This window comes from Bacillus sp. TH25 (assembly GCF_016650935.1).
Lineage (GTDB): Bacteria > Bacillota > Bacilli > Bacillales > Bacillaceae_G > Bacillus_A > Bacillus_A mycoides.
The window spans coordinates 1,063,643-1,079,822 of record NZ_JAEKEU010000039.1; the positions used below are offsets into that span (position 1 = coordinate 1,063,643).

12 protein-coding genes are annotated in these 16,180 nt (G+C 32.2%); 8 read left to right on the plus strand and 4 right to left on the minus strand.

Going from position 1 to position 16,180, the window contains the following annotated elements; all coding sequences use genetic code 11:
• Positions 1-104 precede the first annotated feature (104 nt).
• Positions 105-1,091 (plus strand): choloylglycine hydrolase family protein, encoded by a 987-nt coding sequence (locus tag JFT89_RS29425; protein ID WP_201040960.1) that lies wholly within the window; start codon positions 105-107, stop codon positions 1,089-1,091.
• Positions 1,092-1,886: 795 nt separating this feature from the next.
• On the opposite strand, the gene JFT89_RS29430 is transcribed toward JFT89_RS29425, so the two are convergent.
• Positions 1,887-2,072, minus strand: coding sequence for a hypothetical protein (locus tag JFT89_RS29430; RefSeq protein WP_002066770.1), 186 nt, complete (start codon positions 2,070-2,072; stop codon positions 1,887-1,889).
• Positions 2,073-2,656: 584 nt separating this feature from the next.
• On the opposite strand from JFT89_RS29430, the gene JFT89_RS29435 reads away from it, so the two are divergent.
• Positions 2,657-5,440, plus strand: coding sequence for a dynamin family protein (locus tag JFT89_RS29435; protein ID WP_033707101.1), 2,784 nt, complete (start codon positions 2,657-2,659; stop codon positions 5,438-5,440).
• A 164-nt stretch (positions 5,441-5,604) separates the two neighbouring features.
• Here JFT89_RS29435 and JFT89_RS29440 read toward each other — a convergent pair whose 3' ends face one another.
• The 3 genes from JFT89_RS29440 to JFT89_RS29450 form a co-directional block, all read right to left on the minus strand.
• Positions 5,605-7,524 carry an LTA synthase family protein gene (locus JFT89_RS29440; RefSeq protein WP_002066699.1) on the minus strand — a complete coding sequence of 640 codons (1,920 nt, stop codon included), beginning with the start codon at positions 7,522-7,524 and terminating at the stop codon, positions 5,605-5,607.
• 537 nt (positions 7,525-8,061) lie between these two features.
• Positions 8,062-9,399, minus strand: coding sequence for an NAD(P)-binding protein (locus JFT89_RS29445; protein WP_002066700.1), 1,338 nt, complete (start codon positions 9,397-9,399; stop codon positions 8,062-8,064).
• A 299-nt stretch (positions 9,400-9,698) separates the two neighbouring features.
• Complete coding sequence (locus JFT89_RS29450) at positions 9,699-10,496, minus strand: cell wall hydrolase (RefSeq protein WP_002146141.1); 798 nt, start codon at positions 10,494-10,496, stop codon at positions 9,699-9,701.
• Between the two features lie 376 nt (positions 10,497-10,872).
• Here JFT89_RS29450 and JFT89_RS29455 point away from each other — a divergent pair, with 376 nt between their 5' ends.
• The 6 genes from JFT89_RS29455 to JFT89_RS29480 all read left to right on the plus strand — a co-directional run bounded on the left by JFT89_RS29455 (position 10,873) and on the right by JFT89_RS29480 (position 16,144).
• On the plus strand, positions 10,873-11,862 hold the full coding sequence (locus JFT89_RS29455) for a phosphatidylinositol-specific phospholipase C (RefSeq protein ID WP_016096269.1): 990 nt from the start codon (positions 10,873-10,875) through the stop codon (positions 11,860-11,862).
• A 204-nt stretch (positions 11,863-12,066) separates the two neighbouring features.
• Positions 12,067-13,476, plus strand: coding sequence for a glycoside hydrolase family 1 protein (locus JFT89_RS29460; RefSeq protein ID WP_201040961.1), 1,410 nt, complete (start codon positions 12,067-12,069; stop codon positions 13,474-13,476).
• Positions 13,477-13,506: 30 nt separating this feature from the next.
• Positions 13,507-14,214: a GntR family transcriptional regulator gene (locus JFT89_RS29465; protein ID WP_002066704.1), complete on the plus strand. Its 708-nt coding sequence runs from the start codon at positions 13,507-13,509 to the stop codon at positions 14,212-14,214.
• A 225-nt stretch (positions 14,215-14,439) separates the two neighbouring features.
• Positions 14,440-14,634 carry a hypothetical protein gene (locus JFT89_RS29470; protein WP_201040962.1) on the plus strand — a complete coding sequence of 65 codons (195 nt, stop codon included), beginning with the start codon at positions 14,440-14,442 and terminating at the stop codon, positions 14,632-14,634.
• A gap of 32 nt (positions 14,635-14,666) precedes the next feature.
• Complete coding sequence (gene bshB2 / locus JFT89_RS29475) at positions 14,667-15,347, plus strand: bacillithiol biosynthesis deacetylase BshB2 (RefSeq protein WP_002066707.1); 681 nt, start codon at positions 14,667-14,669, stop codon at positions 15,345-15,347.
• The gene (locus tag JFT89_RS29480; RefSeq protein WP_002137896.1) at positions 15,347-16,144 is read left to right on the plus strand and encodes an alpha/beta fold hydrolase; all 798 of its coding nucleotides are present in this window, start codon (positions 15,347-15,349) and stop codon (positions 16,142-16,144) included. Before bshB2 ends, JFT89_RS29480 begins: the two co-directional genes overlap by 1 nt.
• Positions 16,145-16,180 lie beyond the last annotated feature (36 nt).

Below are 16,180 nucleotides of genomic sequence, written 5' to 3' on the forward strand. Positions count from 1 at the left end.
ATTTATATGTGCTTTCCCATTTTTTGTAAGGAAAGGGTTTTTAATTTACAGATTTATCAGAATTATGTAAAGTGTATATAAAACCATAAAATGGGGTGTTCTTTATGTGTACTAGTTTGACATTACAGACAAAAAACGGTCAGCATCTTTTTGCAAGAACGATGGACTTCACATTAGATTTGAATCAAGAAGTAATAGTCATTCCTCGACATTACCAGTGGAATAATATAACTGGTGAAATCATTAATACGAAACATGCTACGGTCGGAATGGGGATTAATCATCAAGGAAGGGTCATTATGGCGGACGGAGTAAATGAAGCTGGTATGACATGTGCAACACTCTATTTTCCAGGATTCGCTACTTATAGTAAAAGTATAGATGATAACAAAACGAATCTGGCTCCATTTGATTTTGTGACTTGGAGTCTCACACAATTCAATTCTGTCAAAGAGTTAAAGAAATCGGTAGATAGCATAACCTTTTTGGATATACCATTACCGGATTTAGGACTTACGCCGCCACTCCATTGGATTTTAGCGGATAAATGGGGAGATTGCATTGTACTGGAGCCGACAAATGAAGGATTAAAGATGTATGACAACCCACTAGGAGTGATGACTAATAGTCCAGAGTTTAGTTGGCATTTACAAAATTTAAGACAATATATTGGCCTTAAATCGCAGCCATTCGCGCCAACAGAGTGGAGTAATGTACCATTAAGTGCTTTTGGTCAGGGCTCAGGCTCAATGGGACTTCCAGGGGATTTCACCCCGCCATCAAGGTTTGTGCGGGCAGCATATGGCAAACAAAATATTCAAGATATAGATAGCGAAGAAGAGGGAGTATCGGCCCTTTTTCATATCTTATCAAATTGCGAGGTTCCTAAAGGTGGAGTAATAACAGAAGAAGGTACATTAGATAATACCATATATACAAGCGTAATGTGTATGGAGTCCGGAACATATTATTACCATACCTACGATTGTAGACAAATTATAGCCATTCATTTATTTCATGAAAATTTAGATACAGATGAGATTAAAGCCTATTCGTTCCAACGAAAACAAAAAATATTTTATGAAAACTAAGTAGCTTTGAAACAACGCTTAGTAAATTTTAAAATATATATAATAGAGCAATAATGACCTATAAAAAGTAGGAATCGGAAGGAATATAATTGATAATCTAATAAGTAACCCGAATAAATATCCCTTAAGAAAAAATAGATGCAAAATATTCAAGGTATTATATAAATTCAATACAACGACTTCTAGAAATGATAAAAAAGGAAGGGTATCAATGTACCTCATTCCATATGCTCTTTGTTACTTAATTGTTTATAGTCCACTCCTGCATCGATAAAAAATGTTGAACCTCCCAGTGTAAATAAATTGCCTATATAATTCTTGGGTACTTCTTTAACTTTGTGATTCATCATAAATCTACTCCTTTCTCCAATGACTCCTACCAGTAAAATTCTGCTAGTAGGAGCATTTGCTAAGGAGAAGTGATGGTGAACTCTATCGCCTAATGTATTCGAATATTATTATCCTGATTATCTCTGAAAACGCTAAAGAACTTATTTTTTAATTAAACTAGTTTTTATTTCTTCTAGAAGGGCCATTAAAGTGCTATTATGCAAAGTAAACATGAGCGTACTCCATTTATAAATAGCAAAGAACAAAAAAGGTATGGAAAAAATCCATACCTTATATTTATAATTCAAGTTCTTCCATTATCTATGTATAAAAAAAGCGCTGTATATCAGCACTTTTTAAAAGTACATGAGTTGTATAAGAGAGATTTATACATTACTAAAAACATAACTATGCAAGGTCTAATATAGATTCTTATTTGGCACATTGTTACAAGGATCGATACGATTATTTATTTTTATTATTATTAATTTTTTCAGTATATAAAACTTGCTCCTTATAATGCCTTTTAATTGGGAAGTTATGTGTACCTGTGCCGTTCTTGAATTTTTTATCAATGGGGTTCTTTAGAGGAACTGTTGTAGTTTCTGTAAATTCATATGGGTAATTTATTTTAGATTTATCTTCAAACATGAAAATGCCTCCTTTTTAGGATTTCCTAAATTCTTTACTATAACATGATATGCATATATATTTTTTTGGACTAGTTATTTATATAGGTTAATGGAATTTAATTACATAACTATTGAAATATTTTATAGGAAAACAATTCGAGAAAGATATTGTATGAAAAGCCGTTGACTAATATTGTTGTTTTTTAAGTTATTGTGATGTATCTGAAATTCTGAAGAGACGTGCCATATAGGTTCATCTAACAACTATTATATGAGGTTTTTTTGTTTGTCAGCGAATCAAATGTTGCATATATATTCGTTATAAATTGTTTTTATAATTCAATCCACATTGAATTTTCCTAATAAAATAATGTGGAATATTATAGTGTTATTAGGTTATTAGGAACATTTAATGTTGTCTCACAACTGAAAGGGAATTGAAAAAGAACTGAAACTTTTCTCATAAAAATTCAATCTTACTTGAAAAATGAAAGGAAAATGAAATTTTCCAAAAGAAATTCTTTGTTAAGATAAAAAGCATACATACAAAAAAATATTGACATTTGGAGAAAAATGTATTTTCAAGATATAGTGGGGGAAAAGATGAGATTAGAAAAACAATTAATAAAAAAGATGTATTATGAAACATTCCTAATAGAGAATGAAACACAACCACCTCTTCAAGTACTTGGAGAATCTTATTTAAACGAAGAAAAAGATGAGATTTCCGATGGGTCTTATATTCGTTTTGCACAGGGAGAATTTTATTACCACCATCAAGATTTTGAAGCAGCTATTTTTAAATGGGAGAAAGTTAGTAATGAACTAGCACCATGGGCACAAAAAAACATTGCTGATGCTTACTTCGAACTTAACCGATTATCAGTTGCTGAAGATGTTTATACTTCCATTACTACTGATAACAAAATATTGATGACCGAAATTGGACTGCAATTACTTTCTCTTTACATCGAGCAAAATAATTTTGATTCAGCTTTCAATGTTATTAAAGAAGCAGTTAATTTAAATCCCGATTATCCAAACGTCACAATAATTGCCCGTTCCTTTTATGAGGAACAGCAAGATTTTGATAGTGCAGTAGAGCTTGCTGTGAATGAGTTAATTCGAACAGAATCTTATCCGTGGTTTGAGGTTCTAAAAGGATATATCGATAAAGGATTTACTAAAAATATTTCACCAGATTATTTTTATGAAATATTAGTTACATTAAATAATGTAGATCAAGTGCAATTTACGCAAATTGTTTCATCACTTTGGAACAGTTATAAAAATGAACAAAATTACTTATTATGGCTTAACACAATAAATGAATTTTTCTTACATATCGAAATACATTCGTCCGATATATGGGATAAAATTTCTTCTCTTTACGAGGAAACGTACTTTGAATTAATTCAAGGTCAATATATGCTTAGACAATTACACGATATCATTCCAAATCTGTTAACAAACTGGCTAAAGGTAGTCAATCCATCTCACGCTGTATTTCCATCTGCAGCTGTATTGGCATGGGATGAGATTTTTCCTTCCAAAATAGATTCAGCAAACATAAAACATGCGGAAAACCTACTGTCATATTCTATTAATCATGTGAATGGCTTAGAGTATAGTTTACATCTTTTTGAATCTATTACACAGTGGGCACAAAAGCATGATATAGAAATGGGTCACAGATTTAGATGGTTAGTTGGCGAGCTTGCAGATTTAAGAACAAATCGTATTTTAGTAACGGGAACTTCAGGAAACGGAAAAACTGCATTTATTAACTCTATATTAGGAGAAAATATATTAGAAAGCTCAATCTCAAATGTAGTGGTTTTAAAAAATGATGCTCATACAGAAATTAATGCTATAACAGATTCAGCAATTACAACAACTGAGAATTTCTCTGATTACCATAATATGATGGCAGTGCATCATCAAACATATAGAGAGAGAGCATGTGTTGAATTTAAATTACCATGCAGATTTTTAAGTAAAAATAAACTTACATTTGTAGTTACACCTGGCTTTAATAGGAATAACGACACTAGAGATGAAATATTCGAATATTTAAATTCTGTAGACGAATTATTGTTCGTATTGAATGCGGATTCACCTTTTACTGACAAAGAACGTGACATTCTATTAAGCATTCAAGAACATACACCAAATCTACAAATACATTTCTTATTAAATAAAATCGATAACATTTATAGTGAAGCAGAAGTAAAAAGAGTTTTACATGATACGCAAGCGAGAATAAACGCATATTTCCCGCATGCGAGACTTTTCCCTTACTCTTCGTTATATACAAGTAGTCAACAACTAAATGATTTAACCGAGTTTATTCGTTTTAACTTTAACCATAAAAATATCGATGCAGAACGTACTGAAAAGCTATTGTTTTTCATTCGAAAAACAATTACATATCTTCTGGATAAACGCGTTGAGAAGGAAAACAATCTATTAGATGTTATTAATTGGAATGAAGATATGTTAGTTAAACTAAATGGTTGTATTAATAACCTTACTGCTTTTGAAAAGGAAAAAATTCATTTAATTACAGAATCATATCGTGCAATGAAAACTGAGATTACTAATGATCTTACTGAGCGTATTCCGAAGCTATTACAGAGTTGTTCTGATTTAATTAGTGAAGACAGCGATTTCGGGCACATTGATATTGCACTAAATACAGCGATGAACGGAAGAGTACACAAATATTTAGAACAAACTGTATTACCTAATCTTGCTCGTTCTATGCAAAATTGGATTGCAACTTCTAATAATGAGTTCCTTCAAAGTCAATCGTACTTAGAAGAACTCAGTGAAGGACTTAATTCTTTATTTGGAGAAAATCGAATACAGTTAGAATGTGACTTTAAAGTACTTGATGACTGGCGCAGAGATACTGATAGAATGACGACTAGAATACAAATGGAAGAAGTAAATATTTTACGCCGATTTACGCCAGCAAAATTTTTACTGAAAAGTGCCGGCAAATTATTTGGGGTTCTTCCAAAGAATAGAGCGATGCTATATAACAAATACAAACAGTATTTAGAAAATGAAGATTATACCGAGGTAACGGCTTCTATTATGAAGAAATTTTTCTTGCAATTTGAGCTGTTTGAAAACACACAAGAGCGGGATATTAATATGTTCTTTAGGAATCCATTTAACTCCTTGAAACAAGCTGTAGAAAATACTCATTTAGAAATACAAGAAAAACAAGAGATATTACATAAAATGAAATCAAATCCTGAAGTTTATCATGATTCTATAACGCTCTTTGAATTGAGATTACGTCAATGTGAAGTAATCTTAAATATAGGTGAGTATAATGCCTATACAGATTTAACTTTAGAAACAATCATAGAATAAACGTAAAACAACTCCAAAATATACACTGAAAGTAGATTTTGGAGTTGTTTTTTGCTTACGTCCATATAATATGTCAGGACTTTTTTTATATTAAATTGCATCATGTGTTATAAGAGAGTAAAAAGGGAGCAACTGTAGTTAGTTGCTCCCTTCGCATATATAGATTATTTTTCAGTTTCTTTAATTTTAGTTTTTACTTCTCCAGTTTTAATTTTATTACTTTCTGAGAAACGTAATAAATCGCCTTCAATAATTTTGTCAGACATTCGTAATTCATTTTGTGCACGGTTAATCATTTCTTGAGCTTCTTTTTTTGGTAGATCTACAACCTCACCTGTTTCTCGATTATAAAAAGTATGATTTGTATAGGCGTACTTGTCTGTAACGAAGCTACCATCACGGAAAACAACAAATCCGGTATATTCATCTGAAAACATATCATGGCCAAAACGGATATCGTTAGTAGTATCAACCCCTAATAAATTTAGAATCGTAGGTTTCATATCGATTTGTCCTGTGGGCTTTGAAATGGTTTGACCTTCTTTTTGTCCAGGGACATGAATATATAAAGGTGTACGTTGTAAATTTAAAGTATCAAATTCTGTTATTTGATCTTTTTCTAAAAACTGTGCCATTGCGCGATTATGTTTTTCAGAAATGCCATAATGATCACCATATAACACAATAATAGAATCATCATACATTCCCTCGGCTTTTAAACGCTCAATAAATTTTTTAATTGACTCGTCTAAGTAACGTGCTGTTACGATGTAACGATCAAATACGCCATTACCAGAGTTGTATGGTTCAATGAATTTTGTATCTTCATCATACGTAAATGGATAATGGTTTGTTAAAGTAAGGAAACGAGCGTAAAATGGTTGATTAACAGTTTTTAATATATCTACTGATTGATCAAAGTATTCGATATCTTTTAATCCCCAATTTAAATTTGTTTCTGGCGTAACCTTGTAATCAAGTTCATTGTAGTAACGATCATAACCAAGAGCAGAGTACATGATATTACGATTCCAAAATGTTGCGTTATTCGCATGGAATACAGTAGTGAAATAGCCTTGCTGACGTAAAATTTCTGGAGTCGCAGTATAATCGTTGTTACCGTGCGTGAAGAATACAGCTCCTCGATTTAATGGATACAACGATGTATCTATTAGAAATTCAGAATCGGATGTTTTTCCTTGACCAGTTTGGTGGAAAAAGTTATCAAAGTAATAGCTTTCATTTATGAATTCATTCAAGAACGGTGTAACTTCTTGACCATTGACGGATGCACCTATTAAAAAGGTTTGCAAGGATTCAAGAGTAACGACAATTACGTTTTTTCCTTTCGCTGCACCAAACATATTAGGATTCGGTTCACTTTGGTTTGCCTTTACGTAGTTTTCTGTTTCTTGTAGTTTACTACTATCAGCAAGTGCTTTTTGTGATCCTGCTTTTACTTGCAGTGTTAAATCATATATTTGATGAGTATATAGTCCTAAATTTTTAACAAGCATTACTCGGTCGAAGGATCTCGTTAATAATTCAGGTCGCTCTTTTTCTGCAAGATGTAGATTCGCAAAAAATACAGCAATCGTTAAGAGAAAATATAACAAGCGTGCAGAATGAGTTACACGTCCTGTTTTAAAGACTATTGATTTCTTCTTTAACAAAATAAAGAAGAAAATAATGTCTACGAATGCGAGTATAATTTTGTAGTTTAATATTTCTTTAATACTGCCGCCTAATTGTGTAAAGTTTGATGTTTGTCCAAGTACTGGTAACGTAACGAAATCACTATAAAAATCATAGAACATTACATTTCCAACGAGAACTATAGTTAATAAGAAATTAATACATAGCGCTATATAATTTCGCTTTTCACCAGTTGCAAATAATGCTAATCCAACAAATGCTAATGATGCAGCTAGGGGGCTAATTAATAAAATAAGCTCTTGTGTAGAAGACTCAATTTTTAAATCAAAACTGAATCGTGTAATAAGGTATGTTTTTAACCATACTGCTAAAGCAATTAGTATAACAAAGCTTATATTTTGCATTTGTAAATTTATTTTATTCTTCATTTTTACACCTTCTTTATATGGATTATTTAACCAATGTTATATATTATATTTTTATAACTATTAGAGTGTAATGAACCATTTAGATTATGTTTTTCTAAAGGTAATAATTTGAAGTATTCATATACATATGATAGGGAATTTTAAAGCGAAGTAACATAAATCTAATTTTTTTAGAAACGGAGCAGAAAAAGTCATATTTGTAGCGAAAGTGACTTATAGACATCCTAACATAATAAACACTATGATGATGTTACAAAATATCGAACAAATGAAAGTGAAAATGAATAGACCCTTTTTAAATTATTGACATTAAATTAGTTAGAATTTAAAAAAGTTATTTTAAAGTAAACGGTTATATTAATTAGTAGAAAACTACATTCTACATAGAATGTAGTTTTTCATATATCCCGTAAAATCCTGATTCTTTGTGGGTTAATCATTAGCGGGGGAGGGATAAGGATTTCATTAACGTTATTACTAGATAAGTAAAGTGGTGGTGAGACTTAAAACATTTGACTGGCATCTTAATTAAAGAGTTTAAATATCTGATAAATATTTTCCAACATACAGACCGCTTGCGGCTGCTTGAGATAATGAATGAGTGACGCCTGAACAATCTCCAATTAAAAATAGCCCATTCATACTTGTTTCAAAATGGTTATTGATTTTTATCGTAGGAGCATAGAACTTTCCATCAATTCCATATAATAAAGTATCTTGATCGATAGGTTCTCGGGTAAATTGTTCTAAACGTAATAAAAATGCTTTGAGCCCTTCAATATATAATGGAGGGATTTCTTTATGCAAATCTCCATAATCTCCGTGTAGTGTAGGGTGTATACGATTATGTTTCATATCTTTTTCCATAGTAGGTTGTTTCTTTATTAAGTCCTCTAAGCGCTGTATAACAATCCGATCTCGTCCTTGGTTAATGTTTTTAATAATTGAACTTGCGTATACATTTGCTTCTTTGAGAGTTGGAAAATAGCGCGGGATAAACAAAGTGAAATTTAAGTTAGGAGTGCCAGTTCCTCGTTCTCGAAAATTTTGACCGTCAGGCATAACTAAACCTTCTTCGTACTTCCGAATAATGCGTCCTTTTGGATTCATACAGTAAGTAGTTGCTGTGAAATTTTCGCTTTGATAAGAAAGTTTCGTTTCGAAAGTATCTTTTAATATAGAACGTAATTGATGTTCTTTCATTTCTACTCTAATACCTAAATCTACACGTGTTTGCTCCTGAGAAATATTTAGAGAAGTACACATTTCTTTTAACCAATCAGCCCCAGAGCGCCCAGTTGCAAATACTAGTTGTTTAGAATGAACTATTCCTTGGTTTGTTTCTATTTTGAAATGATCTTTCTGTTTCATAATATGTTGTACATCTATATGAAATTGAATATTTATTTTCGTAAGTAAAAATTCATAGAGCTGCTGAAAAATGCTGTTGGAAAGTTTAGTACCCAGATGCCTTACTTCCGTTGTTAACATTTGTAAACCACACGCTTCAGCTCTCTTAGTAAGATTTAGATTTTCTGTAGAATATTTTGAAACTGAACTTCCGCCAAACTGGCATAGAATTTCATCTACTTCAGCCATCAGGTGCATAAAACCTTCTTTACCTACTTTTTGCTCAAGTTCGCCTCCAAAGCCGTTTGTATAATTAAATTTCCCTTCAGACTTTCCTAAACCACCAAACCCGAAATATTTATCACATACAGTACAGTTACATATTTCCCCTTGTTCTAAAGAGCAATTTCGATGTTCTAACGATTTGCCTTTATCAAGAATTAAAACCTTTTTGTTGCTTTTGGCTAATGTATAAGCCATAAAAATGCTACTCACTCCAGCACCGATAATTGTAACATCATACATATTCTTTCACCTGCTAACGAATAGTTTGTTTGCCATTTTCCTAGTGTATAACACTTTTATGAAGTTAAGAAATAGCTTTCATGAATAAAGAGAAAGTTTTTGAACTTTATACTTTTTCAATTTCTCTGAGTGGTGGATGAAATACAAATGTTTTTATTTGAAAGGAGATATAGTTTTAAATAATCACTTTGTCATATGATTCATAAAAGCATATAAAAAGAACAGACCTTTTCAGTAAAAAGGTCTGTTCATCATTTGAAAAAGTTGTTAAGTACATAAATTAGAAGGGAATTATAGTTTTATTTAGCGAAGGCATGGTTACCGATTACTGCTACTGTTTGACGTGTCGTAATCCATTTGTCTGTTGATGTTTTTGGGTTGTAGAAATAAAGCCAATCAGAATGTATTCCATTTGTGGAGATAGCCTCTTCTACTGCCATTTTTGCTTCTGCACTTGCAGGCTGATTAATTCTTCCATCTGTAACAGGAGTAAATGCATATCCGTGTTTAATAGGTTCATAAATAACGCCTGTTATTGTATTAGGAAAACCTTTTGCATTTACACGATTTAAAATAACTTTCGCCACTGCCACTTTTCCTTTATATGATTCGCCACCCGCTTCAGCAGTAACTAAGCGTGCCATTAAGTCTTTTTCTTTTTCTGAAATACTTGAATTAATTTTCACATGTTGTCCTGTATAAAGCTTGTTTCCAACTGTATTGTTAATTTGTTTTATAGATTGAACGGTAACATTGTAACGCTTTGCTATCGTTTCTAATGAATCTCCCGGCTGTACTTGGTAAATAATTTGTCCAGAAGTGTTCGAAGTTTTTTCGTTTTGATGAACTGTAACCTCATTTGATTTCATAGATCCTGGAATATGTAACTGTTCTCCAATAAAAGCTTGATCGTTTCCTTTATTATTCGCTTGTTTAATGGCTTGTATGGAAACTCCATATTGCTTACTGATGCCCCAAAGTGTATCATTCTTTTTTACTGTATGTATGGTGGAAGCTTCAGCTGCACCTTGATTACATACGAATGTAATTGCTGCTGCAGATAAAGGAATTATATGCTTTATTTTTAATAATTTCATTGTAAATCCTCCCAATAAAAAATTAAGTTTTACCTGTTGAGTAATGTAGTTCAGAGTATATAAGGTATGTATTTACATTTTAATATAAGTATATTAGCACGTATGGAATAAATAATCATCATAAGTTTTTTTATTTATATCATGTAGGACCCAAATATGAAATATTGCATATGAAAGCCCATTGAAGTTCGTATTGTTGATTACTATAATTTATCTAGTGAAAAGGGATATTAAATTTTTCTAATGCATTGAGAATATGTGGATGTTTTTAAATTTTACTTCTATGCAATATTCCATATTTATGAAACATTATTTATTAAGTAGCTTACATTATATTCAATAAGTTAGATGTAAAACAGAAAAAGGAGGAATAATAATGAACAATAAGAAGTTTATTTTGAAGTTATTCATATGTAGTATGGTACTTAGCACCTTTGTATTTGCTTTCAATGATAAGAAAACCGTTGCAGCTAGTTCTATTAATGAGCTTGAAAATTGGTCTAGGTGGATGCAGCCTATACGTGATGACATACCGTTAGCACGAATTTCAATTCCAGGAACACATGACAGTGGAACGTTCAAGTTGCAAAATCCGATAAAGCAAGTATGGGGAATGACACAAGAATATGATTTTCGTTATCAAATGGATCACGGAGCTAGAATTTTTGATATAAGAGGGCGTTTAACAGATGATAATACGATAGTTCTTCATCATGGGCCATTATATCTTTATGTAACACTGCATGAATTTATAAACGAAGCGAAACAATTTTTAAAAGATAATCCAAGTGAAACGATTATTATGTCTTTAAAAAAAGAGTATGAGGATATGAAAGGGGCGGAAAACTCATTTAGTAGTACATTTGAGAAAAATTATTTTCGTGATCCAATCTTTTTAAAAACAGAAGGGAATATAAAGCTTGGAGATGCTCGTGGGAAAATTGTATTACTAAAAAGATATAGTGGTAGTAATGAATCTGGGGGATATAATAATTTCTATTGGCCAGACAATGAGACGTTTACCTCAACTATAAATCAAAATGTAAATGTAACAGTACAAGATCAATATAAAGTGAGTTATGATGAGAAAGTAAACGCTATTAAAGATACAATAAATGAAACGATTAACAATAGTGAAGATGTTAATCATCTATATATTAATTTTACAAGCTTGTCTTCTGGTGGTACAGCATGGAATAGTCCATATTATTATGCGTCCTACATAAATCCTGAAATTGCAAATTATATGAAGCAAAAGAATCCTACGAGAGTGGGCTGGATAATGCAAGATTATTTAAATGAAAAATGGTCACCATTACTTTATCAAGAAGTTATAAGAGCGAATAAGTCACTTGTAAAAGAGTAAAGCTGATGAGAGTAAGAAGCGATGAAATACGTCGCTTCTTTTTTGTTTTCTAATAATTAACATTAAATATAGTTTTATATATCATACGTTCATGATAGAAAAAAATTGAAACTTAAGCTATAATTACACATATAAAATTTGTACCTATAAATTTTATATGTAATGATGAATTTTATTTATTCTAATGAAACGGAGGTATATACTATGAAGTTTCCACATGATTTTTTATTCGGGGCTGCTTCAGCTTCTTATCAAGTAGAAGGTGCATGGAATGAAGATGGAAAAGGTGTTACGAATTGGGATGAGTTTTCAAAAATTCCTGGCAAAACATACAATGGGACAAATGGTGATGTAGCTGTTGATCATTATCATCGATATAAGGAAGATGTTCGTTTAATGGCTGAGATGGGATTAGAATCGTATCGTTTTTCTATTTCGTGGGCGAGAATATTGCCGACTGGAGATGGAGAGGTAAATGAAAAAGGAATAGCATTTTATAACAACTTAATTGATGAATGTTTAAAGTACGGGATTGTACCGTTTGCCACTTTATATCATTGGGATCTACCATTACCGTTAGAAAAAGATGGTGGGTGGACGAATAAACGAACAGCAGAGGCTTTTGTAAAGTATGCAGAAATTTGCTTTAAGGCATTTGGTGATAGAGTGAAACATTGGATTACTTTTAATGAAACAGTAATGTTTTGTGGATTAGGCTATTTAAAAGGTGCACATCCACCAGGAATACAAAATGATGTTCCAAAGTATTTTCAAGCGACTCATTATGTATTTTATGCACATGCAAAAACAGTTGCAGTGTACAAGCAGTTGAAACAATATGGAGAGATTGGTATCACGCATGTTTTCTTACCTGCTTATAGTGTGGATGATCAAAAAGAAAATATACTAGCAGCAAATCATGCGAATGAATATGAAACGTATTGGTACTATGATCCAGTTTTAAAAGGTGAGTATCCATCTTATGTTGTACAACAATTAAAGGAAAAAGGATGGACTCCTAATTGGACGGTTGAAGAATTAGAAATTATTAAACAAAATGCCGAAAAAAATGATTTTATTGGTTTGAATTATTATCAACCGATACGAGTGGAAAGATACGATATGGATATAAAGAATGAGGAACATTCTCGAGAAAACTCAACACTTGCTCCAGGTAGTCCTTCTTTTGATGGTTTTTATCGAACAGTTAAAATGGATGATAAAACATATACAAAATGGGGATGGGAAATATCTCCCGAAAGTTTCTTAGATGGATTGCATATGTTGAAAGCACGCTACGGTGACATAAAAATGTATGTAACGGAAAATGGACTTGGTGATGAAGATCCAATCATTGACGGAGAAATTGTAGATGTTCCGAGAATTAAATTTATTGAAGATCATTTAAAAGTAGTGAAGCGTGCAATTCAAGAGGGAATTAATTTAAAAGGTTATTATGCATGGTCTGTTATCGATTTATTAAGTTGGCTAAATGGATATAAAAAGCAATATGGCTTTATTTTTGTCGATCATAATGATAACTTAAAACGTAAGAAGAAACTTTCGTTTCATTGGTATAAGCATGTGATCGAAACGAGAGGAGAAGAGTTATAACAGATAAAAGAGTATTTTAGGAGAAAGTGTATGAGTGCAAAGTATAAACAAATTGCTGATGTTTTAGAGCAAGACATTCGAGATGGGCTTTTTAATGAAACGAAAAAACTACCTACAGAAGAAGCGTTGATGAACCGATTTGAAGTAAGCCGTAATACGATACGTAAAGTAATTAGTCAGCTTGTGAATAGAGGCTATATTTTTCAAGTGCAAGGTAGTGGAATGTTTTTACGCGAAACTTCTGTAACAGATTACATTAATCTAGGCAGTTTGCGTGGATTAACGAAAAACCTCGTTTCACAAAATATTGAAACGAAAGTGTTAGAGCTTGAAGTAATAGATGCGGATGAAGAGATAGCAAAGCAGATGCAATGTGAAGTTGGAACTAGGTTATATTTTTTGAAGCGCTTAAGAATTGTAGATGGGAAACCATTCTCTATTGAAGTAAGTTATTTCAAAAAGGATATCATTCTTTATTTGAATGAAGACATAGCATTAAGCTCTGTATACAGTTATTTCATTGAAGATTTACGATTAAATATTGGCTTTGCCGATAAAGTTATTAGTTGTGAAAAAGTAAATAAAGAAAATGCACAGCTTTTAGAACTAAATGAAGGTGATCCGGCACTTCTTATTGAAAATACAGTTCATCTTGTAAATGGAACCATTTTTGAGTTATCTCAATCGATGTTTCATTATGAAAAGACCAAACTTTTAAATCGGATTAATTTTAAGTGAAAATGAATATAATTAGCCTCGTAAAAAAGCAACTGATTCTAGGAAATCAGTTGTTTTTTATTTTAAAGTGGATGAGCAAAAAAACCTAAAAGTGGTTGGTCCGTTTTTCGCAAACTTCTATTATGATAAGAGAAGAAAGGTAGTATTTTATTGATACCTTAAGAAGGACATTTTATATGTATCTTCTTTGTTTAAATAGACTGGCCTTAGAGAGGTGAAAAGACAATGAGTTTTGCGATTTCACTAGTTGTTATTATTGTAGTTGTATCACTGCTTGGGACCGTGCTAGTTGCACGAAATGTGGAGGAGAATTACGGTAAGTCTACAAAGAGGAATGTAAAAAACTTATCTGCTATTTATATCATTCTTCTTTTAGTGCTTCTCGTAGGAGTTACTTGGTATGCGGTCGTTATTTTATAGAATGTGTATATGATAAAGGAGTTAATATATTGATGGAAAATGAGCGCCACGTTTTAGTTGTTTTCCCACATCCAGATGATGAGTCGTATTGCGTGGCTGGCACAATTTTGGCTTATACTGAGCAGAAAGTCCCTCTTACTTATGTTTGCTTAACACTTGGTGAAATGGGGAGAGCAATGGGGAATCCACCTTTTGCAACACGTGAGTCTTTATATGCTATTAGAGAGAAAGAACTAAAGCGAGCTACAAATATTTTAGGGATTGAAGATTTACGTATGATGGGATATCGTGATAAAACTCTTGAATTTGAAGAGCCTGGAAAATTAAGAAGTCTGATTCAAAACTGTATTGAAGAATTGAATCCTTCTATAGTTATTTCTTTCTATCCTGGGTATGCAGTTCATCCAGATCACGATGCAACAGGGGAAGCGGTAGTAGAGGCATTAGCTAATATTTCGGAAAGTAAACGACCGGCCTTTTATGCTGTAGCTTTTTCAAATAATCATGAAGCAGAAATAGGACCTCCAAGTTTTAAAAATGAAGTAAAAGAATATGTTCCAAAAAAGCTCGAGGCATTGCAAGCACATGCATCACAATTTGCGACTAAGGTAACGGAACTGAAAAGAGAGTATGAAGATGGTGTTCCAGAAACAGTTGAGTGGTTAGAGAGAGAGCCGTTTTGGATATATCCATTTAAAGATAAGAACATGTGATGCTACATCTGAAGGTGATGAATATGTATTTTGAATATAAGAATCGAAAGGTTTTCTACAATATAGAAGGATCGGGGCCTGTCATATTGTTTTTACACGGTCTTGGAGGAAATTCGAATAATTGGTTATATCAAAGAAAGTACTTCAATAAGAAATGGACCGTAATCTCACTCGATTTACCTGGGCATGGGAAATCCGAAGGGATGGAAATTAGTTTTAAAGAATATTCAAATGTTTTATATGAGTTATGTAATCATTTAAAGCTAAAATCAGTAACAATTTGTGGTCTTTCAAAAGGAGCTAGAGTGGGTATCGATTTTGCTATTCAATATCCACGTTTTGTTTCTAGCTTAATTGTTGTAAATGCATTTCCCTATTTAGAACCAGCAGATCGTAAAGAACGACTTGAAGTATATGATTTACTTAGGTTGCAGGATAAAGGGAAAACTTGGGCTGATACGTTATTGAGAGCAATGGGAGTAGAAGATAATGATGCAATTGTCCGAGGATTTCATCAATCCCTACAAACGATTCATCCGACGCATATTCAAAGGCTATTCGCTGAATTAGTTGATTACGATCAAAGACCATACCTCTCTAACATTGCATGTCCTGCATTAATAATACGAGGAGAGAATGATTATTTTGTTCCGGAAAAGTATGTGAGAGAATTTGAAAAACACTTGAGAAACGTGACTTTCGTTGAGTTGAAAAATAGTGGGCACTTGCCTTATTTAGAACAGCCTACTAGCTTTAATGTGACGGTAGAGGCATTTTTAAATCATGCGCTTGATTAATACCATTTTTGCAGTGAATACTGTTATTAATGAGTT

What these genes read in the sequence shown, in the direction of transcription:
- JFT89_RS29425 (WP_201040960.1), top strand. Translation starts at nt 105, where the DNA reads ATGTGTACTAGTTTGACATTACAGACAAAAAACGGTCAGCATCTTTTT.
- JFT89_RS29465 (WP_002066704.1), top strand. Translation starts at nt 13,507, where the DNA reads ATGAGTGCAAAGTATAAACAAATTGCTGATGTTTTAGAGCAAGACATT.
- JFT89_RS29450 (WP_002146141.1), bottom strand. Translation starts at nt 10,496, where the DNA reads ATGAAATTATTAAAAATAAAGCATATAATTCCTTTATCTGCAGCAGCA.
- JFT89_RS29460 (WP_201040961.1), top strand. Translation starts at nt 12,067, where the DNA reads ATGAAGTTTCCACATGATTTTTTATTCGGGGCTGCTTCAGCTTCTTAT.
- JFT89_RS29430 (WP_002066770.1), bottom strand. Translation starts at nt 2,072, where the DNA reads ATGTTTGAAGATAAATCTAAAATAAATTACCCATATGAATTTACAGAA.
- JFT89_RS29440 (WP_002066699.1), bottom strand. Translation starts at nt 7,524, where the DNA reads ATGAAGAATAAAATAAATTTACAAATGCAAAATATAAGCTTTGTTATA.
- JFT89_RS29480 (WP_002137896.1), top strand. Translation starts at nt 15,347, where the DNA reads ATGCTACATCTGAAGGTGATGAATATGTATTTTGAATATAAGAATCGA.
- bshB2 (WP_002066707.1), top strand. Translation starts at nt 14,667, where the DNA reads ATGGAAAATGAGCGCCACGTTTTAGTTGTTTTCCCACATCCAGATGAT.
- JFT89_RS29445 (WP_002066700.1), bottom strand. Translation starts at nt 9,399, where the DNA reads ATGTATGATGTTACAATTATCGGTGCTGGAGTGAGTAGCATTTTTATG.
- JFT89_RS29435 (WP_033707101.1), top strand. Translation starts at nt 2,657, where the DNA reads ATGAGATTAGAAAAACAATTAATAAAAAAGATGTATTATGAAACATTC.
- JFT89_RS29455 (WP_016096269.1), top strand. Translation starts at nt 10,873, where the DNA reads ATGAACAATAAGAAGTTTATTTTGAAGTTATTCATATGTAGTATGGTA.
- JFT89_RS29470 (WP_201040962.1), top strand. Translation starts at nt 14,440, where the DNA reads ATGAGTTTTGCGATTTCACTAGTTGTTATTATTGTAGTTGTATCACTG.